General features: G+C 69.3%; 22 protein-coding genes. 11 read left to right on the top strand and 11 right to left on the bottom strand.

The genetic code is table 11. The features are described 5' to 3' along the window. Positions 1-214: 214 nt before the first annotated feature. From JWS14_RS30800 to mrf, 7 genes are all read right to left on the bottom strand, one after another. Entirely contained in the window at positions 215-775 is a 561-nt protein-coding gene (locus JWS14_RS30800) for a MogA/MoaB family molybdenum cofactor biosynthesis protein (RefSeq protein WP_072937287.1), read from the bottom strand. Beyond that, on the bottom strand, positions 775-2,268 hold the full coding sequence (locus JWS14_RS30795) for a S1C family serine protease (protein ID WP_095861232.1): 1,494 nt from the start codon (positions 2,266-2,268) through the stop codon (positions 775-777). Before JWS14_RS30795 ends, JWS14_RS30800 begins: the two co-directional genes overlap by 1 nt. A 129-nt stretch (positions 2,269-2,397) precedes the next feature. Next, positions 2,398-3,876, bottom strand: coding sequence for a sensor histidine kinase (locus tag JWS14_RS30790; protein WP_095861233.1), 1,479 nt, complete (start codon positions 3,874-3,876; stop codon positions 2,398-2,400). Next, positions 3,876-4,562, bottom strand: a complete 687-nt coding sequence (locus JWS14_RS30785) for a response regulator transcription factor (RefSeq protein WP_095861234.1) — start codon at positions 4,560-4,562, stop codon at positions 3,876-3,878. Before JWS14_RS30785 ends, JWS14_RS30790 begins: the two co-directional genes overlap by 1 nt. Before the next feature lie 68 nt (positions 4,563-4,630). Beyond that, positions 4,631-5,239 carry a trimeric intracellular cation channel family protein gene (locus tag JWS14_RS30780; protein WP_072937291.1) on the bottom strand — a complete coding sequence of 203 codons (609 nt, stop codon included), beginning with the start codon at positions 5,237-5,239 and terminating at the stop codon, positions 4,631-4,633. 108 nt (positions 5,240-5,347) lie between these two features. Beyond that, positions 5,348-5,602, bottom strand: coding sequence for a type B 50S ribosomal protein L31 (locus JWS14_RS30775; protein ID WP_095861235.1), 255 nt, complete (start codon positions 5,600-5,602; stop codon positions 5,348-5,350). Next, the gene (mrf, locus tag JWS14_RS30770) at positions 5,599-6,864 is read right to left on the bottom strand and encodes a ribosome hibernation factor-recruiting GTPase MRF (protein WP_095861236.1); all 1,266 of its coding nucleotides are present in this window, start codon (positions 6,862-6,864) and stop codon (positions 5,599-5,601) included. The genes JWS14_RS30775 and mrf overlap by 4 nt, the downstream gene beginning before the upstream one ends. A gap of 97 nt (positions 6,865-6,961) precedes the next feature. On the opposite strand from mrf, the gene rpmB reads away from it, so the two are divergent. Genes rpmB through rpsR form a run of 4 tightly spaced genes read left to right on the top strand, consistent with a single transcriptional unit; the run spans position 6,962 to position 7,947 of the window. Continuing rightward, the gene (gene rpmB / locus JWS14_RS30765) at positions 6,962-7,198 is read left to right on the top strand and encodes a 50S ribosomal protein L28 (RefSeq protein WP_072937293.1); all 237 of its coding nucleotides are present in this window, start codon (positions 6,962-6,964) and stop codon (positions 7,196-7,198) included. Continuing rightward, positions 7,198-7,365, top strand: coding sequence for a 50S ribosomal protein L33 (gene rpmG / locus JWS14_RS30760; protein WP_005238642.1), 168 nt, complete (start codon positions 7,198-7,200; stop codon positions 7,363-7,365). Before rpmB ends, rpmG begins: the two co-directional genes overlap by 1 nt. A 12-nt stretch (positions 7,366-7,377) precedes the next feature. Next, complete coding sequence (gene rpsN / locus JWS14_RS30755; protein WP_005259913.1) at positions 7,378-7,683, top strand: 30S ribosomal protein S14; 306 nt, start codon at positions 7,378-7,380, stop codon at positions 7,681-7,683. Between the two features lie 9 nt (positions 7,684-7,692). Further along, on the top strand, positions 7,693-7,947 hold the full coding sequence (rpsR, locus tag JWS14_RS30750) for a 30S ribosomal protein S18 (RefSeq protein WP_005238639.1): 255 nt from the start codon (positions 7,693-7,695) through the stop codon (positions 7,945-7,947). Positions 7,948-8,007: 60 nt separating this feature from the next. On the opposite strand, the gene JWS14_RS30745 is transcribed toward rpsR, so the two are convergent. The 3 genes from JWS14_RS30745 to JWS14_RS30735 all read right to left on the bottom strand — a co-directional run bounded on the left by JWS14_RS30745 (position 8,008) and on the right by JWS14_RS30735 (position 10,249). Continuing rightward, positions 8,008-8,601, bottom strand: a complete 594-nt coding sequence (locus tag JWS14_RS30745; protein ID WP_095861435.1) for a DUF305 domain-containing protein — start codon at positions 8,599-8,601, stop codon at positions 8,008-8,010. Between the two features lie 71 nt (positions 8,602-8,672). Then, a complete protein-coding gene (locus tag JWS14_RS30740; RefSeq protein WP_241031519.1) occupies positions 8,673-9,062 on the bottom strand; it encodes a DUF6153 family protein in 390 nt (129 codons plus the stop codon). A 134-nt stretch (positions 9,063-9,196) separates the two neighbouring features. After that, positions 9,197-10,249, bottom strand: coding sequence for a serine hydrolase domain-containing protein (locus JWS14_RS30735; RefSeq protein WP_072937297.1), 1,053 nt, complete (start codon positions 10,247-10,249; stop codon positions 9,197-9,199). A 141-nt stretch (positions 10,250-10,390) separates the two neighbouring features. On the opposite strand from JWS14_RS30735, the gene JWS14_RS30730 reads away from it, so the two are divergent. The 5 genes from JWS14_RS30730 to JWS14_RS30710 all read left to right on the top strand — a co-directional run bounded on the left by JWS14_RS30730 (position 10,391) and on the right by JWS14_RS30710 (position 17,711). After that, complete coding sequence (locus JWS14_RS30730) at positions 10,391-11,320, top strand: AEC family transporter (RefSeq protein ID WP_072937418.1); 930 nt, start codon at positions 10,391-10,393, stop codon at positions 11,318-11,320. A gap of 14 nt (positions 11,321-11,334) precedes the next feature. Continuing rightward, on the top strand, positions 11,335-11,799 hold the full coding sequence (locus tag JWS14_RS30725; RefSeq protein ID WP_072937298.1) for a hypothetical protein: 465 nt from the start codon (positions 11,335-11,337) through the stop codon (positions 11,797-11,799). 1 nt (position 11,800) lies between these two features. Beyond that, positions 11,801-12,964, top strand: coding sequence for an MFS transporter (locus tag JWS14_RS30720; RefSeq protein ID WP_072937299.1), 1,164 nt, complete (start codon positions 11,801-11,803; stop codon positions 12,962-12,964). A 149-nt stretch (positions 12,965-13,113) separates the two neighbouring features. Then, positions 13,114-16,296 carry an NAD-glutamate dehydrogenase domain-containing protein gene (locus JWS14_RS30715; RefSeq protein WP_095861238.1) on the top strand — a complete coding sequence of 1,061 codons (3,183 nt, stop codon included), beginning with the start codon at positions 13,114-13,116 and terminating at the stop codon, positions 16,294-16,296. A gap of 53 nt (positions 16,297-16,349) precedes the next feature. Continuing rightward, positions 16,350-17,711: a flavin monoamine oxidase family protein gene (locus JWS14_RS30710; protein ID WP_095861239.1), complete on the top strand. Its 1,362-nt coding sequence runs from the start codon at positions 16,350-16,352 to the stop codon at positions 17,709-17,711. A gap of 24 nt (positions 17,712-17,735) precedes the next feature. Here the strand turns inward: JWS14_RS30710 and JWS14_RS30705 are convergent, their stop codons facing one another. Beyond that, positions 17,736-19,262: a PucR family transcriptional regulator gene (locus JWS14_RS30705; RefSeq protein WP_095861240.1), complete on the bottom strand. Its 1,527-nt coding sequence runs from the start codon at positions 19,260-19,262 to the stop codon at positions 17,736-17,738. Positions 19,263-19,551: 289 nt separating this feature from the next. Between JWS14_RS30705 and JWS14_RS30700 the strand changes: the two genes are divergently transcribed. After that, positions 19,552-20,790, top strand: coding sequence for an MFS transporter (locus tag JWS14_RS30700; protein WP_095861241.1), 1,239 nt, complete (start codon positions 19,552-19,554; stop codon positions 20,788-20,790). 17 nt (positions 20,791-20,807) lie between these two features. Beyond that, on the top strand, positions 20,808-22,454 hold the full coding sequence (locus JWS14_RS30695) for an amidohydrolase (protein WP_095861242.1): 1,647 nt from the start codon (positions 20,808-20,810) through the stop codon (positions 22,452-22,454). The last annotated feature ends 1 nt before the right edge of the window (position 22,455 follow it).

Raw genomic sequence — 22,455 nt, 5'->3', positions numbered from 1 at the left:
GGGAGGAACCTGACGCCGAAGCCACTCCTCGGACTCGTGGCGTCTGTCCACATACTGAGACGCCTCGTCGGGTTCGCGTTCGTCCGCGGTGGTGTCGGGGAAGACGTCCCCGAAGATGCGCTCGAGCCGGGCCCTGTCGATCGGGGCCCGGCTCGGAACTGCCTGCTCGTCGGGCTCGCTGTGCGAACCCGGCTCGTCGGAACGAGAAATCGTCTCAGCCTTCCAGACCGGACAATTCGGAAATCACGTGTGTCGCGAGCGGCGTCAGGGTGGCCATGCCGTCCCGGACCGCGGCGCGGGAGGACGCGAGGTTGACCACGAGTGTGCTGCCGGACACACCGGCGAGCCCGCGGGAGAGGCCGGCATCCAGTGAACCGGCGGCGAGACCCGAAGACCGGAGGGCCTCCGAAATTCCCGGAATCTCGCGGTCGAGGACCTCGGCGGTGACGTCGGGGGCGACGTCGCGCGGCGACACCCCGGTGCCGCCCACGGAGACGACGAGGTCGACGCCGCCGATGACGGCGGTGTTGAGCGCGTTGCGGATCTCCACCTCGTCGGCCGCCACCGCGACGATGGCGTCGACGATGAAGCCGGCCTCGTTCAGCAGTTCCGTCACGAGAGGCCCGATGGAGTCCTTGCCGTCACCGTGAGCGGTGCGGTCGTCGACGATTACCACCAGCGCGCGGCCGGCCAGCGAGGCTTCGATGTCCATGGTCCCTACCGTAGTGGCCCCGTTCAGAACGGACTCGACCTGCCCGAGAATCCCGGTGTTCATCAGCGGCCGCCCTGTTCGGCGGTTCCGAGCGTGACGTCGACGGTCTTGGAATTCGATCCGTTCCCGTCGGTGTAAGTGATGGACACGTTGTCTCCCGGTGCGTGTGAACGGATGGCGGCGATGAGCGCGTCGCCGCTGGTGATGACCCGGTCGTCGACCTTGGTGATCACCGACCCCTTCGGAATTCCCGCCTTCTCCGCCGGACTGCCCGACGTGACCTCGACGACGGTGGCACCGTTGGCGGCGTCCTGCGACGGGACCTGGATCCCGATGACGGCCTGGGTGGCCGTGCCCGTCTTGACCAACTCGTCCGCGATGCGCCGGGCCTGGTCGACCGGGATCGCGAAGCCGAGACCGATGGAGCCGCTCTGCTCGCCCCCGCCGGAACCGCCGATGCTCGCGATGGCGGTGTTGATGCCGATCAGCTGACCGTCCATGTTGACGAGGGCGCCGCCGGAGTTGCCCGGGTTGATCGCCGCATCCGTCTGCAGGGCGTCGATGACGGTGTTCTGGTTGCCGGACTCACCGCTGGTGGATACCGGGCGGTTGAGCGCCGAGATGATGCCCTCGGTGACGGTGCCGGCGAGACCGAGAGGCGAACCGATCGCGACGACCTGCTGTCCGACCTGCACGTTGCCCGAAGTGCCCAGCTCGATCGGCGTGAGGTCCGTCTTGCCGTCCACCTTGATGACCGCGAGGTCGGATACCGGGTCGGCGCCGACCAGCTTGGCGTCGGTCCTACTGCCGTCCGAGAAGGCGACCGTCAGCTTGCCGCCCTTGGCGGCCGCGCCCGCGACGTGATTGTTGGTGAGGATCATGCCGTCGGACGAGATGACGATGCCGGATCCCTCGCCACCCGAACCGCCTGCCGTCGCCACCTCGATCTGCACGACGCTCGGGACCACCTTGTTCGCGACCGCCTGCACCGACCCCGCCGGTGCATTCGCGGCCGGGGTCGCGGTGTTGTTCTTGGGGGCGTCGAGGGAGTTGGTCACCGCGGCGCCGCCGCCGTTTCGATCCGTTGCCAGGGAGCCCACGACGCCGCCGATGCCGCCGCTCACGAGAGCGAGCGCCACAGCGCCCACCACGATCGCCGTGCGCGCGGGACGCTTGGTCACCGTCGCCGTCGATCCCGCCCCTGCCTGGCCGGGCCCCTGCAGGCCGGGGAACGGCCCCTGAGGCGCCCCGGGCTGCCCGGCCGCGTGCTGGGCACCCGGATGCCCCGGAGCGCCGTGCTGGGGCTGCCCGAACTGCTGGGTGGGCTGGTGCGGCGCACCGTACGGGTTGCCCTGGGGGTACCCGGCGCCGTAGGCCTGCTGACCCGCCGGACCGCCCGCCGGGTTGTGCGGAGTGGTCGGGAACTGCTCGGTCGGGTGGTACCCCGGCGTCGGCGGCTGCGGCTGCGGGTGGGCCGGCTGGTCGGGGCGCCCGCCCCGGTCGCCACCGGCGTTCTCGCGGCTGTCGCCGTCGTGGCTGTTTCGATCCTCGGTCATCGCATCACTTCCATCTCCCGCGACCACCCGCAGGGGCAGTCGCACCGTCTCTGTCTACGAGAGTGCCCGGTGGGACTGAGAAGGTCCTGAGACCGGCCTTTGAGTTAGCCGAGACCTCGAGCTTCGAGCCTATTCCGCTTCGGGTTCACCCGGAAGGACGATGCGGATGAGCGCACCGCCCCGTTCGGAGACGTCCACCGCGATCGTGCCGCCGTGCTTGACCACCACCTGCCGGACGATCGCCAGCCCCAGCCCGGAGCCGGGCATCGAGCGCGACGCCGTGGACCGGTAGAAGCGGTCGAACACCAGCTCCCGATCCTCCTCCGGAATACCCGGGCCCGCGTCGTCGACCGTCAGCTCGAGAAGTCCGTCGCCTGCCGGTCGCATCGCCACCCGTACCTGCTCACCGGTGGGACTCCACTTCGCCGCGTTGTCGAGCACGTTGAGCACCGCCCGCGACAATCCCGCGTGGTCGCCGTAGACGAACCAGGGAACGGTGACGGCGGTGAAGTCGATCTCGTTACGCCGGCGGCGTGCCCGCTCGAGGCTCCGCTCCACCACTTCGCTGAGATCGACTCTCTCGAAGATGGTTTCCGGTGCGTCCTCACGGGCGAGGTCGACGAGGTCGCCCACCAGCTGCGAGAGTTCCTCGATCTGCGCCACCACGTCGGTGCGCAGTTCGGCCATGTCCTCGTCCGGAATATGCGGCGCGCCAGGACGACTCGACGCGATCAGCAACTCCATGTTGGTGCGCAACGAGGTGAGCGGCGTCCGCAGTTCGTGTCCGGCGTCGGCGACGAGCCGGCTCTGCCGCTCCCGCGATTCCGCGAGCGCCCTCAGCATCGTGTTGAAACTCTCGGTGAGCCGGGCGAGTTCGTCGTTGCCCGTCACCGGCATCGGCGTCAGATCGTCGGTCCGGGCCACCCGTTCCGTGGCGGCGGTGAGCCGGGCGATCGGACGCAGACCGGTGCGCCCCACCGTCGTTCCGGCGGCGGCCGCGAGGACCACCCCGCACCCGCCGACGATGAACAGGACCCAGGCCAGCCGGTCGAGCACCGCCCCCGTCGGCGCCAGCCGCTGGGCGATCACCAGCGTGCTGCCGTCCTGGGTGCGCTCGGCCAGCACCCGCTGGTTGTCCGCGGTGCGCAGGGACGTTTCCTGCTCGCCGCGCGCCACCGACAACTCCGGCTCGCCGATCGGCACATTGGAACCCGGTGGCGTGTACGTGTCGAGGTCCGGAAAGACCAGCGCCACACTGATGTCCGTCGTGTACAGCGTCGCGCCCGCGATGTAGCGCGGATCGAACGTCACGAGGTTGCTGTCGATCAGCGCCGACGCGCGGTTGCGCAACTGGTTGTCGACATCGGCGTACAGGGCCCGCGACACCACTGCGTACGCTGCGATCGCCATCACCGCCACCGCGATGGCCACCACGGACGCGGCGAGCAGCGTCACCCGCCACCGCAACGAGACCGACCGCGTCAACGGCATCGGAGGCCGCATCTCGGGCGGTAACGGGATCGGTCCTGTGGGGTGCCGCGAAATAGGGTGCGTGTCGTGCTTCGCCGACCCCGACTTGGGGGCAGTTCTGTGGAACGGAACAGCCATCACGGAGGAGTCTCCCGCAGCACGTAGCCGACCCCGCGGACGGTGTGCAGCAGGCGGGCTTCTCCGTCCGCCTCCGTCTTGCGGCGCAGATACCCGACGTAGACCTCGAGCGCGTTGCCGGACGTCGGGAAGTCGTAACCCCACACCTCCTCGAGGATGCGGCCACGGGTCAGCACCCGGCGTGGGTTTGCCATCAGCATCTCGAGGAGCGAGAACTCGGTGCGGGTGAGGCTGATGGACCGCTCGCCACGCGTCACCTCGCGGGTGACCGGATCGAGCGTGAGGTCCTCGAACGTCATCTTCTCCGAATCGATGCCCGGCTCCGGCGCGGCGCGGCGCAGCAGCGCACGCAACCGGGCCAGCAACTCCTCGAGGGCGAACGGTTTCGGCAGGTAGTCGTCGGCTCCGGCGTCCAGGCCCGACACCCGCTCCGACACGGAGTCGCGCGCGGTCAAGACGAGAATCGGCAGGTCGTCGCCGGTGCTCCGCAACCGGCGGCACACCTCGAGACCGTCCAGACGCGGCATCATCACATCGAGCACGAGCGCGTCGGGGCGCGCGTTCGCGACCTTCTCGAGAGCATCGATACCGTCGACGGCCAGTTCCACCGAGTACCCGTTGAAGCTGAGAGACCGCCGTAAGGACTCCCTCACGGCGCGATCGTCGTCGACCACCAGAATGCGCATACCCGACAGTTTGGCCCGATCAACTGAGATATGTCTGAGAAGGGGACCTCGACACGAGATGGCGCCCGTCACTCGAGGACGCGCGGACCCGGCAGCCCCCAGTTCCGCCACAACGCCACCAACCGCAGCGCGGATGCGAACACCGTCCCCACCACCAGCGCCACATCGGTACCCGAACCCCACTCGCTGACCGCGACGACCAGCGCCGAACCGAGCAGCGCCGGCACCGCGTAGAAGTCCCGCTGCAGCAGCAACGGGACCTCGTTCACCAGCACGTCGCGCAGGATGCCGCCGCCGATCGCCGCGGTGCCGCCGATGAGGCACGACGCCAGCGGACTCGCCCCGTGGTCGAGGGCGATCACCGCGCCCGTGCTCGCGAACAGCCCCATCCCCAGGGCGTCCAGCACCAGGATCTCCCGGCGGAGCCGCCCGACAGTCGAATGCAGGAAGAACACCAGCAACGACATCACGAACGACGTGCCGAGGTTCGGCCAGCTACCCAGCGACGTCGGCGGATGGATGCCCAGCAGGACGTCGCGGACGATGCCGCCACCGAGAGCGGTGAACACACCGACCACGCAGACACCGAAGATGTCGAGGCGCTTCGTCACCCCCACCAGGGCGCCCGACGCCGCGAACACCGCGATGCCCACCAGTTCCAGGATGTACAGCAGCACCCGCCAAGGTTCGCATGTGGCGTGTCACTTCCCGGCCGGGTCCACCAATCCCAGCTTCACGGCCTTCGACCCGTGAGTACTTGTTAACCGCGGGCGGTTAACAAGTACTCACGGGCGCTTGCGCACTCCGTACCGGCGCTCGAACTTCTCGACGCGGCCCGCGGTGTCCATCACGCGCTGCGCACCGGTCCAGAACGGGTGCGATTCGCTGGTCACGTCCACGACCACCAGTGGATGGGAATTACCGTCCTCCCACACGGCGGTGCGGTCGCTGGTCAGCGTCGACCGCGTGAGGAACGTGGTTCCGGTGCTCGCGTCCTGGAACACCACGGGGTGGTAGTCGGGATGGATTCCTGGTTTCATTCGTGTCCCTCTCTCGATTCGGGTTCTGCATAGGGTGATTCGCTGCTCTCGCAGGGATCTTCGTGGAACTGCCCGAACGGGTCGGGCCACGACTGCCATCCGGCTTCGTCCGCGAGTTCGTCGTCGGTGACGAGCGCCCACTGCAGGGTGCGGTCGATCTCGGTGGGGTCGGCGGCATGCACCAGCACCACCATCGACGTGTGCCGGTCGCCGAAGCGTTCGTCCCAGCACAGCGCTGCCATCGCACGACGCGCGACCCCGACCTGTTCCTGTTCCTCCGGGGTCATGGCGGCCAGCCAGCGGTCGGCGCTCGCCACCCGCAGTCCCCCACCGGCCGACTCGAGCCACAGCGCCTCGTCCGGCTGCGTCGCGACCCACACGCGTCCGCGCGAGGTGACGACGCCGTCGAGGAGCACGTCGACGGCCTCGTGCAGCCGCTCCGGATGGAACGGCCGGGTAGCGGTGAACTCGACGAGCATCACGCCGCAGTCGTGGGACAGCGGCGGCTGTCCGCGCAGCAGCGGTGAGTGGGCGTGGGACGGCTCACCGCGTCGCGCGCCGGCCGGGATGTCGAGGAGCAGTCGCTCGACGTCGAGGGTGTCCCCGCCCCAGCTGATCGGTGCGCCCGGTGCGAGCCGGGCCAGGACGGCGTGGAGCCGCGCCTGCTGCCAGCCGTCGCCGGCGCTGCCCGCCACCACGAGGGCGTCGGCGAAGTCCACCTGCCCGACCGCGACCTGCGCCACGGTGCGGTCGTCGTCCAGCGCGTCGTCGCCGGTTGCATCGGCCAGCCACGATCCCGCGTCGAGGCAGGTGACGACGCCGTCGACGCGCACGTCCCGCGACGCCGGACCGTCGATCTGCCCGACCACACCGGACACCGACACGTGCTCGACCGCCCAGCAGACGGCCTCGGGTTCGAGCCTGCGGTCGAGGTGCAGCACGATGCGCTGCACCGAACTGCGGGTGTGCAGGCGGCGGATCAGCGGCAGGAGGTCCTGACGCAGCGTGCAGGAGATGCAGCCGTGTGCCAGTTCGAGGATGTGGAGGCGCTCGCGCGGCGCCCCTGACTCCAGCGTGGTGACGGTGCGGCGCACGACGCCTTCGTGCAGGAGGTCGAGGTCGTGATGCACGACGACGGTGCCGTCGCGGAGCAGCGAGCGCGCCGCGTCCTCGGTGGGGCCGTTCCAGCCGGATACCAGGATCAGTGGCGTCCGGCCGTCGAGTATCTCGTTCACGAGCACCCTTTCGATAACGATTGTCATTACGTTGACGGAACGCTACATTGGAAACCCGCCGTTGTCGAAAATGATTGTCATCACCCTCTCGTCGAGTTGTCGCGAGAGGCAGAGAGGAACGCCCATGTCGGCGCACTGCCAGGTGACCGGACGCCAGCCAGGATTCGGCAAGTCCGTGTCGCACTCCCACAAGCGCACCAACCGGCGCTGGGATCCGAACATCCAGAAGAAGACGTATCTCCTACCCAGCGAGGGCAGGCGGATCACCCTCACGCTCTCCGCGAAGGGCATCAAGACCATCGACCGGGACGGCATCGACGCCGTCGTCGCCCGGATCCGGGCCCGCGGGGAGAAGATCTGATGGCCGCCCGCAACGAGATCCGCCCGATCGTGAAACTGAAGTCGACGGCGGGCACCGGATACACGTACGTGACCCGCAAGAACCGCCGCAACGACCCGGACCGTCTGGTGATGAAGAAGTACGACCCGGTCGTGCGGAAGCACGTCGATTTCCGAGAAGAGAAGTAGAAGACACCGCCCATGGCAAAGAAGTCGAAGATCGCGAAGAACGAGCAGCGCAAGATCGTCGTGGCGCGCTGGGCCGAGCGCCGCGCGGAGCTGAAGGAGACCATCCGCCGCCCGTCGAGCAGCGAAGACGAGCGCGCGGAGGCCCGGGCGGCACTGCAGCGTCTGCCCCGCGACGCGAGTCCGGTACGATTGCGCAATCGAGACGCTGCGGATGGACGTCCGCGCGGCCACCTGAGGAAGTTCGGGCTCTCTCGCGTGCGTGTTCGCGAGATGGCGCACCGCGGGGAGCTGCCAGGCGTCCACAAGTCGAGCTGGTAAAGGAAGAAGATGGCAGTCAAGAGAGCACCGTCGAAGAAGCCGCGTCCCGTCGAGGGCCGCAAGCCCAAGAAGAACCCGTTGTTCGCGGCCAAGATCGAGTACGTCGATTACAAGGACATCAACCTTCTGCGCACGTTCATCTCGGACCGCGGCAAGATCCGTAGCCGCCGCGTCACGGGCCTGACCCCGCAGCAGCAGCGTCAGGTTGCCGTCGCCGTGAAGAACGCTCGCGAGATGGCTCTGCTGCCCTTCACGAGCCGGTAACTCGCAAGGCACCGAAAAGGCCGCGTAATCCTCGGATTACGCGGCCTTTCGTCATTTCGGTCAGCCGAGCGCGGCCTGCATGTCGGTGATCTCCTTCTGCTGCGCGGTCACGATGTCGGCGGCCATCTGCTTCGCCTCCGGGTTCTCACCGTCGGCGAGTTCGGCATTCGCCATCTCGATCGCGCCCTTGTGGTGCTCGATCATCATGACCAGCCATTGCCGGTCGAATTCGGTGCCCGACAGTGCCGTCAGGGCACCCATCCGATCGGCCGACATCACGCCGTCGCCGTGGTCCGTGCTGCTGTGGTCCATGCCGGACATGTCGGACGCCGGAACCGGTTGTCCCCACTGCTGGAGCCAGTCGGTCATCCGGTCCATCTCCGGTTGCTGCGCCGCCTCGATCGCGGCGGCGAGAGTGACCACATCGGTGTTCTCGGTGCGGCCGACGACCAGGTCGGCCATCTCCACCGCCTGCGCGTGGTGCGGGTACATCCCGTTCAGGAACGCGATGTCGGCGTCGTTGAACCGTGCCTGCGAGTGGGCCACCGACGTCGTGGTCGTCGTCGAGGTGCCGGCCGAGTCGGTGCCGCACCCGGTCAGGACCAGAGCGGCGGCCGCCGCGGCGGAGATCAGGGCTGTGGTGGTGGTACGCATGAGGAACTCCTCGGGATCAATTCGGAAGTTTGACAGTCGGATCCGCCGGGGCACACGCCCCGGGCCCCCTGTCACACCCGCAGAATCGAGAGTTCCGCCAACGACAACACCGTCCACGGCGGTGGGCCACGACCCGACTGCACACGGTCGGCGCTCACCCGCGACCGTCGCGCCGCGGGATCCGCGGAGTGCCTCCACAGCAGCATCGCCGACGTCAGCGCGGCGATCACTACGATCACACCGGCACACTGGTGGCCGGTGAGATGGACTTGCCCGCAACCGTCCCCGCCGCATCCGTGGGGGTCCTCGTCGTGAGTCGCGGTGGCCGAGGGTTGTTCATGCACCGCGGCGATCGCGGTCGGCGCGATCAGGCTGTGCATGAGGAGCACCCCGGCGGCGACGGCGATCAGCAGCGCGGCACGCGCCACGACTGTGCGCCTCCGCCCGGTTGCCGTCTCCACAGCCCCACTGTAACCGGACATACCCGGCGGGGGTACCCAGGTGAGTGGCGATGCGTGCCCGAGGACACTGTGCCACTCACGTGCCCGGCGTCCCTCAGGTGAGCGGCAAAGTGTGCCCCGGCACGCTTTCGCACTCACATGGGGGTGTGCGCGAGGATCTCCAGGCCCTGCTGCTCGAGTCCGCCGATCGTGTCGGTGAGGATGACGAGCCCGCGGTCGTTCGCCCGGTCGAGCACGACGGTGCACTGGAAGCCGCCCGTCGCGCCGCCGTGCAGGGTGTAGTCCCGGCCTTCGAACGGGACGATCGACCACGTCAGCGCCCGGTAGCTGTCGCCGACCCACCGCGGGTCCATGGCCGTGCCGCCCGGGACCGTTCCGTCGAGCAGAGCCCGGACGTACGTCGACATGTCGTTCGCCGTGGACCGCAATCCACCGGCCGGCGCGTACGCGTCCAGCGGCCACGGGTCCTGCGACCGGTGCAGGACGTCGAATCCGCGAGTGACGTTCGCGGGCAGGTCGGCGGCGGTGAGCGGCATCCACGACTGCGACAGTCCGAGCGGGACGAGCATGCGATCGCGGAGCAGCGACGGGTAGTCGGTGTGCGCGGCCGCGGCCAGCGCCTGGCCGAGCAGCGCGAAGCCGACGGTCGAGTAGGAGTAGCTGCCGCGGGTCGTGAGCGGCGCCGACCGCAGTTGCTGCAGCAAGGTGTCCCGGTCGTAGGTGAACGGATTGGACGCGACAACCCAGTGCCCCACGGCGACCACGGTGTCGGTGCTCATCGGGAACTGCGCCAGCCCGGACGTGTGGGACGCCAACTCGAGTAGTGTCACGTCGCCGACCGGCGAGCCCTGTAGCGGCAGCACGTCCGCGACCTTCGTGTCCTCCCGCACCTCACCCCGGGCGACGGCGTCGACGAACAGTGCCGCGGTGAACGTCTTGGTGACGGAACCGATCTCGTAGTCGGTGTCCTCGGTGGCCCCGAAGTTCGCGAATCGGGTGCCGGAGGCATCGATGTACGCGACGCTCGCGTTCTCGCGGTAGCTGCGTCCGAGGACCTGCCCGGCGAGCGCGATCAGAGCCGGATCCCCGCTCGACGGCGGGGCCAGCGCCGACGCCACGGGAGCGGCGCCCCAGGCGAGGGTCCACGCACAGAACAGCGCGCAGAGAACGGTCGTACGACGCAGCATTTCGACTCCTCGGGCGCGACGGAACGCGCACACAGACGATGCCCCCGACCGGAGGCTATTGTCACCCACCCGAACGCCTGGCACTAGACTTCGGAAGGTTTGCCGACAGGAGGCTTACCTGTCGAGGAGGTGCCCCGCAGCGTGTCGGGAGTGGTTGCGGGATTCACCGTCATATTCGTGATCATCGCGATCGGCTACATTCTCGGCCGACGCGGGACGCTGGGTGCGGAGGGCGAATCCGTCCTGGGCAGGCTGGTGTTCTTCGTCGCCACACCGGCGCTGCTGTTCGATTCGCTCGCATCGTCCGACCTCTCCGTGATCTTCTCGCCCACTCTGGCCGTCGCGGCTGCCACTGCATTGACGGTCGGCGCACTGTACATGGTCGTCGCGAAGCTGTGGCTACACAGGTCCCTTCCGGAACTAACGATCGGCGCGCTGTCGTCGTCGTATGTGAACTCCGCGAATCTGGGCATTCCCATCGCGGTCTTCGTCCTCGGCGACGCCTCGTTCGTGGCGCCGCTGCTGCTGTTCCAGATCATCGCGTACTCCCCCATCGCGCTCACCATCCTCGACGTCACCACGCTCCGGCGGGGCGCGTCGCGACTCGATACGATCACCGCGCCGTTCAAGAACCCGATCGTCGTCGCGGGCGCGGCGGGACTGTTGATCGCCCTACTCGGCTGGACACCGCCGGAAGCCCTGATGCAGCCGTTCCGGCTCATCGGTGGCGCGTCCGTACCGGGTGCGCTGCTCGCGTTCGGCATCTCGCTGTACGGGGTGCGGGTGCTGGAGAAGGGGACGAGTCCGCGTCGCGACGTCGCACTGGCGTCGGTACTCAAGATCGTCGTGCAACCGGTGCTGGCCTATGTGATGGCGCGCTATCTGCTCGGGCTGGGCGGCCACGAACTGTTCGCCATCGTGGTGGTGGCAACGCTGCCGACGGCGCAGAACGTCTTCGTCTACGCCAGCCGGTACGGGGTGGGAACGGTGATGGCCCGGGACACCGCATTCGTCACGACTCTGGCGGCGATTCCGGGGATTGCGCTGGTCTCCGGCCTGCTCGCGGGATGAGGTTACCGTGGCTTATGCGCGTAATCGCCCTCGCAGTGCTGGCCTGCCTCGCCGTCGCCGGATGCGGGTCCGGTTCGAGCACCGACGAACCGACGATTCCCCCGGAGATCGCGTCCGCAGTGGATCCCAGCCCGACCAATCCGTCGTCGGGGATGCCCATTCCCTCCGAAGTGCCCGGGGAGGACTTCGGCACCGTCTTCGAACCGCGTCCCGACATCGTCCGGGCGAATCCGACCCCGTTCGAGTCGTGGTCCCGCGCGGACGGAAACAAGGTGGCGATCCACTTCGTCACCGGAACCCCGGAGTGTTACGGCGCCGACGCGACGGTCACCGAGACCGACACCACCGTCACGATCTCGCTGCGCACCGGCACGCTCCCGGAGGCGGCCGACAAGATGTGCATCCTCGTCGCCGTGTTCGGCACCCTCGAGGTCCAGTTGCAGGGGCCGCTCGGAAATCGTCAGGTGATCAACGGTTGACCTGGTGAAGCACTGGTTCCTCAACGTCTGCATCGCCACTGCTCTCCTCCAGGCCGTCTATCACGCTGTCCGCGTTCTCGTCTCCTACCGCGTCCTCGCTCTCGGCGGCGACGCCGTGACGATCGGTGTCGTCACCGCGCTGTTCTCGCTGGCGCCGCTGCTCGTGGCCGTCCGGATCGGACGCGCCGTGGACCGCCGGCATGCGGCCGCGGTTCTGCGGACGGGTGTGCTGCTGACTTCCCTCGGCGTCCTGGTGATCGCCGTCAGCGGCGACCTGATCGTCCTCGGACTCGGGAACGTGATCCTCGGTTTCGGGCAGATCCTCGTGACCGTCGCCGGGCAGGGCTTCATCACGCTCCTCTCCCCGCCGGGTGAACTGGACCGCGGTTTCGCCGGATTGACGCTGGGCGTGTCGATCGGCCAGGCCGTCGGGGTACCGCTGGTCGGCGTGATCGCGGCCGGAAGCTCGGACGGCGGCGTCGTCGAGACCACCCTGGCGTTGACGGTGATGGGTGTGGTGGCGCTGGCCGCGGTCCCGTTCGCCTGGCCGATTCGCGAACGCCCGCAGCCGGCGGGACCACCGACGCCCGGCGACCGTCAGTCCGTGTTCAGCATGATCTCGACGACGGGGATGCGACCGGCCGTGTTCAGCAGCCTGATCGTGCTGGCGTCGGTCGACGTCGTCGTCGCGTACCTCCCCGTCCTCGGGCACGAGTTCGGTTTCAGCGTTCTCCTGGTGACGTTGCTGCTGACCGCGCGCACCGCGGCGTCGATCGTGTCGCGCGCCTTCCTGCCGTGGCTGCTCACTTGGGTGCCGCGGTCGAAACTGCTGGTCTCCGCGACGCTGTGCTCGGCGCTGCCCACCGCCCTGCTGCCGTTCGTCCCCCACCCCGCTGTGATGGCGCTGCTGCTCGTCGTCGCCGGATTCTTCTGGGGCATCGGCCAACCCCTGACCATGACGTGGGTGGCCGGGCTCGTCACCGCCGCCAACCGGGCCGCCGCGTTGTCGCTGCGACTGACCGGCAACCGACTCGGGCAGGTGCTGATTCCGCTGGCCGCGGGCGCCGCGGCAGGCGTCGCGGGGACGTCGTCGATCTTCGTGATCACCGGCGGTCTCCTCGGCACCGCGGCGGTGTCGACGTGGCGAGCTGTGAGTACTTCTTAACCGCCGGCGGTTAACAAGTACTCACGGGTGCCGAAACGTCGCGTCCACCGACACACGACGCTCCACTTCGTCGGATGTGGCGTGCGTCTCTCATCGACACACTGGTTCCCAGTCACGCGTTTGTCAGATCAGGGGTCAGGAGCCACACGATGAGCTATACCGGTGTCATTCCGAGCACGACCGACACACCCCGTCCACGCCCGGACGAGGCCGCCGTGTCGAGCGCGGTCCTGGCGTCCGGAGGTACCACCCCGCGGCTGCGTTTCGTCGACTCCGCGGACGCACAGCCCGAGCCGGCCGCCGTCATGGTGTGGCCGCAGGGCACCCCGCTGCTCGCGGAACTGGTCGCGTTGTTCGCCGACCTCGGGTTGCAGGTGGCGTCCCACGAACAGCTGCCCGAAGGCGAGCCCGGCGGCCCGCTGGTCCACCGTTTCGACTTCAGCACCGGCGACTTCGCCTGGGATGCCGCAACTCCCGGACTGCTCTCCGACGCGTTCGAGGCCGCGGCCGCCGGACATCTGGAGGTCGACGGTTTCACCCGCCTCGTCGCCGCCGCGAACCTGACGTGGACGGATGCCGTCCTGGTCCGGGCGGCGTGCCGGTACCTCCGGCAGGTGGGACTGGGGCTGTCGGAACCCAACATCGTCGCGATCCTGTTGCGGCACAGCGATTTCGTGCGCGGATTCCGCAACCTGTTCACCGCCCGCTTCGATCCCGCCCTCGCCGGCTCCGATCGTGAGAGCGCCGCGACGGACGCCGAGCGGGTGCTGCTCGCCGCGATCGACCGGACCGCGACGATGGACGAGGACCGGCTGCTCCGCGGACTGCTGTCGTTCACCTCGGCGGTGTTGCGCACCAACTGGTTCCGCCACGACCGCACGATCAGCGCCGCCCCCGCGGCCTTCAAGATCGACCCGTCGCTGTTGTCACTGTCCGCGGTCGTGACGCCGTACCGTGAGATCTTCGTGCACTCGCCGATCGTCGAGGGCAGCCACGTCCGCAGCGGCCCGGTGTCCCGCGGCGGCCTGCGCTGGTCGGACCGCAAGGACGACTTCCGCACCGAGGTCCTGGGTCTGATGAAGACGCAGCACGTGAAGAACTCGCTGATCGTCCCGATGGGCGCGAAGGGCGCGTTCGTGGTGCGCACCGAGACGACCCCGGACGCGGTCCGCGCGGCGTACACGAGTTTCATCGACGGACTGCTCGACGTCACCGACGACATCGTCGACGGCGAGGTCGTGCATCCCCGCGACACGGTGATCTACGACGAGTCCGACCCGTATCTGGTGGTGGCGGCCGACAAGGGCACGGCCCGGTTCTCGGATCTGGCCAACAGCATCGCGACGCGACGCGGGTTCTGGCTGGGTGACGCGTTCGCGTCCGGCGGGTCCGCCGGCTACGACCACAAGGCGATGGGCATCACGGCGCGCGGCGGATGGGTGTCGGTGCGCAGGCATTTCGCGGAGATGGGCAAGAACGTCGACACGGACGCGTTCACCGTGGTTGGCATCGGCGACATGTCCGGGGACGTGTTCGGCAACGGCATGCTGCTCAGCCGTGCCATCCGGTTGGTCGGCGCGTTCGACCACCGGCACATCTTCCTCGATCCCGAACCCGATTCGGAGGCGTCCTACCGCGAGCGCGAGCGCCTCGCAGCGGTGCCCGGCAGCAGCTGGGACGATTACGACCGCAGCCTCGTCTCGGCGGGTGGCGGTGTGTGGCCGCGGACGGCGAAGAAGATCCCGCTGTCGCCGCAGGTGCGTGAACGTCTCGGCGTGACCGCGACCGAACTCCCCCCGCACGAGGTGGTGAAGGCCCTGCTCACCGCGGACGTAGACCTGTTGTGGAACGGCGGAATCGGCACGTACGTGAAGGCGTCTGCCGAAGTCCACGCGGACGCCGCCGACCCGGCCAACGACGCCGTCCGGGTGGAGGCAAGCGACGTGCGCGCCGCGGTGATCGGCGAGGGCGGCAATCTCGGTCTCACCCAGCGCGCCCGCATCGAGTACGCGCTGAACGGCGGCCGGATCAACGCCGACTTCATCGACAACGCCACCGGCGTCGCGACGTCGGATCGGGAGGTGAACCTGAAGGTCGCGTTGGACGCCGCCGTCGCGGCGGGTGAGCTCCCCGCGGCGGAACGGAACACGCTGCTCGCCCGGGTTCAGGACGAGATCGGCGAATCGGTGCTCGCCGACGCCGCCGCCCAGACCCTCGCCATCAGCCTCGCCGAGGTCCACGCCCCGTTCCTGCTCGGACGCCACGAGCGGCTGATCGAGAACCTCGAGCGGGACGCCGGGATCAGCCGGGCGGCGGAGGTCCTGCCGTCGGCGGCGGAACTGTCGGCGCGCCACCGCGCGGGCCAGGGACTGGTGCGGCCGGAGATCGCCGTTCTGCTCGCGCAGTCGAAGAACCTCGTCGTCACCGAACTGCTCGCCTCCCCCGTGCTCGACTTCGCGGTGTTCGACGGTGTGCTCGCCGACTACTTCCCGGCCCCCATCCGCGAACGCGTCCCCCGTCAGATCAGCGGTCACCGGCTCGCCAGGGAGATCGTGGCAGTCATCGTGGCGGGCGACATGATCGACCGTGTCGGACCGGGCCTGATCCACCGACTGGAGGAGCGGCTCGGCGTCGGCACCCCCGAGATCACCGTCGCGTACGCGGTGGTGCGGCAGGTGTTCGACATCGATCGGCTGTGGAACGAGGTCCTCACGCTGCCCGGCGCATCGCACCGGACCCGGCTGAACCTGCACTTCGGCATCCAGGACCTGATCGAGCGCACCACGTCGTGGCTGCTGCGGCACCGCACCACGGGCACGGATGCGCAGGAGTTGATCGAGCGTTTCGCGAAGCCGGTCCAGGAACTCGCGGCCGCGCTGCCCCACCTCACCGGCGCACCGGCCCAGGACCTGGGCACGCTGCGGATCCTGGCGCAGGCCTTCGCCCTGGAGACCACCGCGCAGTCGCTGGACGTGCCGATCACCCAGGTGGCCGAGGCGTACCGCGAGTTCGGCCGCGTGGTGGGCCTCGACTGGCTGTCGGAACGGTTCTCCGTCGGCGAGACCGGGACCACCTACTGGGAGGCGATGGCGGGAGCCGTCCTCGTCGACAACCTCCAGGAGCACTGGCACGGCCTGATCGGGCTCGTCCTGCGCGGCGCCTCGCCCGCGACGACCGCCGCCGACGCCGTCACCCACTGGCTCACCGAACACACCACCGCCGCGGACCGCCTGGCACAGATGCTCGGCGAACTGCGCAGCCTCGACCGCGTGGACAACTCGAGCATCTGCGTCATCGACGCCGAACTGTCGCTCGCGCTGACCCGCTGCTGAACCCGAACCACCTTTCACGAACCGATCAGCACTTCAACCAAAGGAGCTCGAAAGTGCCTACTCTCCAACGTGATGTCGCCATCGTCGGCGCAGGCCCGTCCGGCCTGGCCGCAGCGACGGCGCTGCGTAAGGCGGGGTTGTCCGTCGCCGTCCTGGAGGCGCGCGACCGCGTCGGAGGCCGCACCTGGACCGACACCATCGACGGCGCGATGCTGGAGATCGGCGGTCAGTGGGTCTCCCCCGACCAGACGGCGCTGATCTCGCTGCTCGACGAACTCGGCCTGGAGACGTTCGACCGGTACCGCGAGGGCGAATCCGTCTACATCTCGGCCGCGGGCGACCGCACCCGCTACACCGGTGAGTCGTTCCCCGTCGACGAGACCACCCGCAAGGAGATGGACCGCCTGGTCCAGATCCTCGACGATCTCGCCGCGCAGATCGGGGCCGAGGAGCCGTGGGCGCATCCGCTGGCCCGTGAACTGGACACGATCTCGTTCAAGCACTGGCTGATCGAGCAGTCCGACGACGCCGAGGCTCGCGACAACATCGGCCTGTTCATCGCCGGCGGCATGCTGACCAAGCCCGCGCACTCGTTCTCCGCGCTGCAGGCGGTGCTGATGGCCGCGTCCGCCGGATCGTTCTCGCACCTGGTGGACGAGGACTTCATCCTCGACAAGCGGGTCATCGGCGGCATGCAGCAGGTGTCGATCCGGATGGCGGCCGCCCTCGGCGACGACGTCGTCCTGAACGCCCCCGTGCGTACCGTCCGGTGGAGCGAGGACGGCGCAGTCGTGCTGGCGGACGGGGACATTCGCGTGGAAGCGTCCCGCGTGATCCTCGCCGTCCCGCCGAACCTGTACTCCCGCATCTCGTACGACCCGCCGCTGCCGCGCCGCCAGCACCAGATGCACCAGCACCAGTCGCTGGGACTCGTCATCAAGGTGCACGCCGTGTACGAGACCCCGTTCTGGCGTGCGGACGGCCTGTCCGGCACCGGATTCGGCGCCTCCGAGGTCGTGCAGGAGGTGTACGACAACACCAACCACGAGGACACCCGCGGCACCCTTGTCGCGTTCGTGTCGGACGAGAAGGCCGACGCGATGTTCGCACTGAGCGAGGAAGAGCGCCGCGCCACCATCCTCGGCTCCCTCGCCCGCTACCTCGGGCCGAAGGCCGCCGAGCCGGTGGTGTACTACGAGTCCGACTGGGGCTCCGAGGAATGGACCCGGGGCGCGTACGCCGCGAGCTTCGACCTCGGTGGCCTGCACCGGTACGGCAAGGACACGCGGACGCCGGTCGGACCGTTCCACTTCTCCTGCTCGGACATCGCCGCCGAGGGCTACCAGCACGTGGACGGCGCCGTCCGGATGGGTCAGCGCACCGCCGCGGACATCGTCGCCCGCCTCGGAAAGTAGTCCCGTCCGGTCATCGCCCGGCAGTCACGACTGCCGGGCGATGATCGCGAGCAGCAGTTCGGCGCGCACGCGCGCCACGTCCAGCCGACAGTCGATCAGCGATTCGATCCGCGCCATGCGGCTGCGCAGGGTGTGCCGGTGCACGCCCATCACCGCCGCCGCCGACTCCCAGTGCCCGTTCGCCTCGAGGAACGCCCGCAGCGACCCCAGCAATTCGGTGCCGTTGCTGCGGTCGTAGTCGTCGATCGGCGAGATCATCGTGTCCGCCAGCGAGTTCAGCACCTCCCGCGTCGAACTGAACGCGAGCAGCGCGCTGCCGGTCAGCGCCGCGAATTCCAACGGATCCGCCCCCGCCTCGGCGGCCGACGCGGCGAGTTGGGACTGTTCGATGGCCGCCACGAGACCGGCGATCTCCCGCCGCCCGCTCAGCCCGGCCCGGATCGCCTTCCGCTCCGGGGCGGACAGACTGCGCAGCATCGCCCGCGCGAAGTCGACGTCGTCGGTTCCCCGCAGCAGGACGGTGACCCGCGCATCGTGCCTGCGTGAGAACAGTTGCCGTCCGGCCTTGTTCATGGCCACCGCGACCGCCGACTCGGCCCGTTCCGCGAGCGCGGGCGTCTCGGCCACGACCGTGAGTCCGCGGACCATGCCGTCCGCGTCCGCGGCGTGCCGGATCTGCGACCACGCGGGCGCGAGGTCGCGGTCCTCGGTGAGCAGCAGGCCGAGGGCGTGCGAATTGAGCCGGTTCTGTGCCGTCCTGAGTCGCACCGGCTTCTCGAAATCCAACGCGAGCAACGAGTTCGCGTGACCGAGCAGGATCTGGTCCACGTGACTGAGCGCGATGGGACTGATCACGGCGAGGTGGCCGTGCGGGGTGCTACCGACGCTGATCTGCTGCACCGTGATCGACGCGCCCGAGCGCGCGAGCGACACGCTGCTCGACGCCCCGCCGGTGCCCGCCTCCAGCACGTCCCGCAGTTCCCCGAGCACGTCCTCCGCGGGCTGCGCCGGATGCGCCTCCAGCACCCGGCCGGACAGGTCGAGGAGCAGGACGGTGGACGACGTGGCGACGGCGAGTTCGCGGACGGTGGCGCCGGTGCCGCCCTGGATGACGGCGCGGGTCATCCGCGGTTGCGCCCGGGACGCGCGCAGCACCGCCTCGTACTCCTGCTCTGCCAGACGGTTCATGACCCTCTTGACCACCGCCGCGAACGGCGTGGGCAGCGGTATCTTGAGCAGCGGCAGTCCGATCTCGTCGGCGACGACCACCAGGTCCTCGGGCACCTCGGGATGGGAGAGTCCGGTGCCGAACCCGACCGCCGCCACGCCGGCCTCGCCGAGTCCGCGCAGGTACCGCGCCCGGTCGGCGGCCGTCAGCGGAAGCCGGATACCGGTGGTGAGGAGCAATTCGCCGCCGGAGAGCCAGCGGACGGGGTCCTGCAATTCGGTGGCGTGGGCGAACGTGATCTCGTTGCCGAGACCGGCGGCGCCACCCTTCAGTTCGAGAGCCAGGTCCGGCTGGGACAACATCCAGCGAACGGGAACGGTCATGTCGGCTCCTGCGCAGTGTGCGGTCGGGTCCGTGTCACCCTGACCGGTCGGAATGGGGATAGCGCTGGACAAGTTGGCCAGCTGAGCACGGACGACTACTCCATTGTGTCAGACGCCGACCTCGAACAACGCCGAAACGCAACATTAACGAATCAAGTTCGTTTGCCCCCTTGCGCGCGGGACGCACCCTCCGCATACTTAACGAATCCCATTCGCTAAGTGACCCACGTCTCACGCGGGCCGCCACCCGAGACCCGGAGTTGTCGTTGACCCACCCCAGGAATCCCACGTGACCGCCGCCGTCCGCGTCCCCCTGACCCTCGGCCGCGGTATCGCCACCTTCAGCGTCTTCGTCGTCGGCTACATCACGGCCAATCTCATCCCGCTCATGATCATCGCGATGGTCGACGACCTCGGCGTCACCCAGACCGTCGCCGGCGCCGTCCTCACCGGTTCACTGCTGGCCACCGCGCTCGTCTGCCTCGCGACCACCCGATGGGCGGCCGGCCGCTCACGCCACCTGCTCGGCCGCGTCAGCCTCGTCGTGATGGCCACCGGTTTCGGCGTCGCCGCCCTCGTCCACTCCGCGCCCATCGCGTGCGCCGCCATCATCGTCGGCGGGATCGGCGCCGGCGGCGCGGTCGCGGTCGGCGGGGCCGCCCTGGCCGCGCTGAACAATCCGAACCGGGTGTCCGGGATCAACGGTCTCGTCAACCGCACCGCGGTCACCGGGGTTCTCGCGCTCATCCCGATCCTCGGCCTGCACATGACCAATGCGTTCGGGATCGTCGCGGTGCTGGCGCTGGCGACGGTGTTCACGATCGCCTGGCTGCCGTCCGCCCCCGCCGTCGACGAGGGCGAGCCGAGCGCGGCGCACACCCGAACCCCGTTGCCCGAGGGCGTCACCGAGAAGAAGCTGGCCGTCGCCGGCTTCTCCCTCCTCGTGCTCTTCGCGATCTGGGCGATCGGCGAGGACTCGCTGTGGGCGGTGTCCGGCATCATGGGCGCCGAACACGCCTCCCTGACCGAACAGCAGATGGGTCTGGCGCTCAGCCTGTCCACCGCGGGCGGCATCGCCGCCGCCCTCGTCCTCACCGCGCTCGGTTCGCGCCTCGGCCGCACCGTCCCCACCGCCGTCCTCCTCGGACTCGGCGCCGCCCTGAAACTGGGCTCGTGCCTGGCCACCGATTCGACGACGTATCTGGTGCTTATCATCGCCTGGAACACGGTGTACGCCGCGGCCTTCATCTACGTGGTGGCCATCGCCGCCGCGCTGGACTCGTCCGGCCGCTGGTCCGCCCCGCTCCTGGGCACATATCTGGTGGGGTCGGCGTTCGCCCCGCTCTTCGGCACGCTCGTGACCGGCGCCGTCGGGTACGTCGCGTTCGGCTTCGTCCTGGCGGGCATCAGCCTCGCCCTGCTCGTGCCGATCGTCTGGATCGCCCGCCTGTCGACGCGCACCGAGCAGGCCTCCGCGTTACCCGGACAGGATCCCGCTGCCCGGTACACCACCTCGGTCGTCGTCTGACGGAAAGAGAGAACATCATGAACACGGACACGACCCACTACCGCGGCGGCCGGATCTTCACCGCCGCCGAACCGGCCTGGGCCGAGTCGATGATCGTCCGGGGCGACCGCCTCACGTACGTCGGCGACACCGCGACCGCCGACACGCTGTCCGGCGACGCCCGCGTCGTCGACCTCGGCGGGGCATTCGTCCTGCCCGGCTTCATCGACGCCCACACCCACCTGCTGATGATGGGACAGGCCCTGCAGAAGGTGGACCTGCAGAGCGCCGCCGACCTGACCGACATCCAGGACCGCATCCGCCGGTTCGCCGCCGAGAACCCGGACGCACCCCGGCTCCTCGGCCGCAGCTGGCTGTTCTCCGCACTCGACGGGCACCCGCCGACGCGTCAGATGATCGACGCCGCCGAAGCCGACCGACCCGTCTACCTCGATTCCAACGACGTGCACTCGGCGTGGGTGAACACCGCCGCGCTGCGCGAACTCGGCATCGACGCGGACACCCCGGACCCGATCGGCGGCCGGATCGAGCGCGATCCCGTCACCGGCGAGGCCACCGGCATGCTGTTCGAGACGGCGGTGACCCAGATCGTGTGGCCCGCCCTCGCGAAGGTGATCAGCAACGACGAACGGGACACCGCGCTCGCGGCCGCCTTCGAGCAGTATCTCGCCGACGGCGTCACCGGCGCGGTCGACATGGCGCTCGGCGCGGACGAGGTCGCCGCGCTCGAACGCGCACTGGCCGCAGGCGGCGGCACGCTGCCGCTGCGGGTGGCCGGGCACTGGCTGATCGAACGAACCGATTCGGAAGAGGACAACGTCCGCCAGGTGCACGAGGCGGCGGAGTACCAGCAGCGCCTGCAGGGCCCCTGGCTGCGGATGGCCGGGATCAAGGTCATCATCGACGGTGTCATCGACAGCTGCACCGCCGCCATGACAGAGCCGTACTCGGACGGCACGAACGCCGAACCGATCTGGGACCTCGCCGCGCTGGCACCGGTCGTCGCTGCGGCCGACGCCGCCGGACTCCAGGTGGCGATGCACGCCATCGGTGACGAGGCGTCGGAGATCGCGCTCGACGCGCTCGAACACGCCGTCGCCACCAACGGAATTCGCCCGCGACGGCACCGGATGGAGCACCTGGAGACGATCACGGAGGACAACGTGCAGCGGCTCGCCCGGCTCGGCGTCGTCGCCTCGATGCAGCCGGTGCACGCCGACCCGGCGATCCAGGAGAACTGGCGGTCGATGCTGGGCGACCATCGGGTCGAGCGGGCGTTCCCGTGGCCCGAGATGACGGCGGCGGGCGCTGTCCTCGCGCTGGGCTCCGACGCCCCCACCGCACCGCATCCCCCGCTGCCCAACATGTACATCGCGACGACGCGCAAGTCCGCGATCGATCCGGCGCTCGCGCCCAACCTGCCCGAGTACGCACTGCCGATGGCGGACGCGCTCGCGCACGCCACCCGCGACGCCGCCTACTCGTGCCGCTGGGACGACCTCACCGGTCAACTCGTCGCGGGCAAGGCCGCCGACTTCGTGGTCCTCGACGGGGATCCGTTCACCGCCGGCGCCGATTCCCTCCTCACCGCGCGGGTGCAGCTCACCGTGGTGGCCGGCTCGGTGCGCCACGAGGCGGAGGTGGCAGGCAGCCACCCGAGGTAGC

The sequence above is a fragment of the Rhodococcus koreensis genome (genome assembly GCF_017068375.1).
In the GTDB taxonomy this organism is placed as follows: Bacteria; Actinomycetota; Actinomycetes; order Mycobacteriales; family Mycobacteriaceae; genus Rhodococcus_F; species Rhodococcus_F koreensis.
The sequence above is the reverse complement of the archived record's forward strand: the minus strand, read 5'-3'. Positions and strand labels throughout refer to the sequence as shown.

Coding starts and splice junctions, on each gene's coding strand:
- JWS14_RS30800 (WP_072937287.1), bottom strand. CDS start 775: ATGAACACCGGGATTCTCGGGCAGGTCGAGTCCGTTCTGAACGGGGCC.
- JWS14_RS30795 (WP_095861232.1), bottom strand. CDS start 2,268: ATGACCGAGGATCGAAACAGCCACGACGGCGACAGCCGCGAGAACGCC.
- JWS14_RS30790 (WP_095861233.1), bottom strand. CDS start 3,876: ATGGCTGTTCCGTTCCACAGAACTGCCCCCAAGTCGGGGTCGGCGAAG.
- JWS14_RS30785 (WP_095861234.1), bottom strand. CDS start 4,562: ATGCGCATTCTGGTGGTCGACGACGATCGCGCCGTGAGGGAGTCCTTA.
- JWS14_RS30775 (WP_095861235.1), bottom strand. CDS start 5,602: ATGAAACCAGGAATCCATCCCGACTACCACCCCGTGGTGTTCCAGGAC.
- mrf (WP_095861236.1), bottom strand. CDS start 6,864: ATGACAATCGTTATCGAAAGGGTGCTCGTGAACGAGATACTCGACGGC.
- rpmB (WP_072937293.1), top strand. CDS start 6,962: ATGTCGGCGCACTGCCAGGTGACCGGACGCCAGCCAGGATTCGGCAAG.
- rpmG (WP_005238642.1), top strand. CDS start 7,198: ATGGCCGCCCGCAACGAGATCCGCCCGATCGTGAAACTGAAGTCGACG.
- rpsN (WP_005259913.1), top strand. CDS start 7,378: ATGGCAAAGAAGTCGAAGATCGCGAAGAACGAGCAGCGCAAGATCGTC.
- rpsR (WP_005238639.1), top strand. CDS start 7,693: ATGGCAGTCAAGAGAGCACCGTCGAAGAAGCCGCGTCCCGTCGAGGGC.
- JWS14_RS30745 (WP_095861435.1), bottom strand. CDS start 8,601: ATGCGTACCACCACCACAGCCCTGATCTCCGCCGCGGCGGCCGCCGCT.
- JWS14_RS30735 (WP_072937297.1), bottom strand. CDS start 10,249: ATGCTGCGTCGTACGACCGTTCTCTGCGCGCTGTTCTGTGCGTGGACC.
- JWS14_RS30725 (WP_072937298.1), top strand. CDS start 11,335: ATGCGCGTAATCGCCCTCGCAGTGCTGGCCTGCCTCGCCGTCGCCGGA.
- JWS14_RS30715 (WP_095861238.1), top strand. CDS start 13,114: ATGAGCTATACCGGTGTCATTCCGAGCACGACCGACACACCCCGTCCA.
- JWS14_RS30705 (WP_095861240.1), bottom strand. CDS start 19,262: ATGACCGTTCCCGTTCGCTGGATGTTGTCCCAGCCGGACCTGGCTCTC.
- JWS14_RS30695 (WP_095861242.1), top strand. CDS start 20,808: ATGAACACGGACACGACCCACTACCGCGGCGGCCGGATCTTCACCGCC.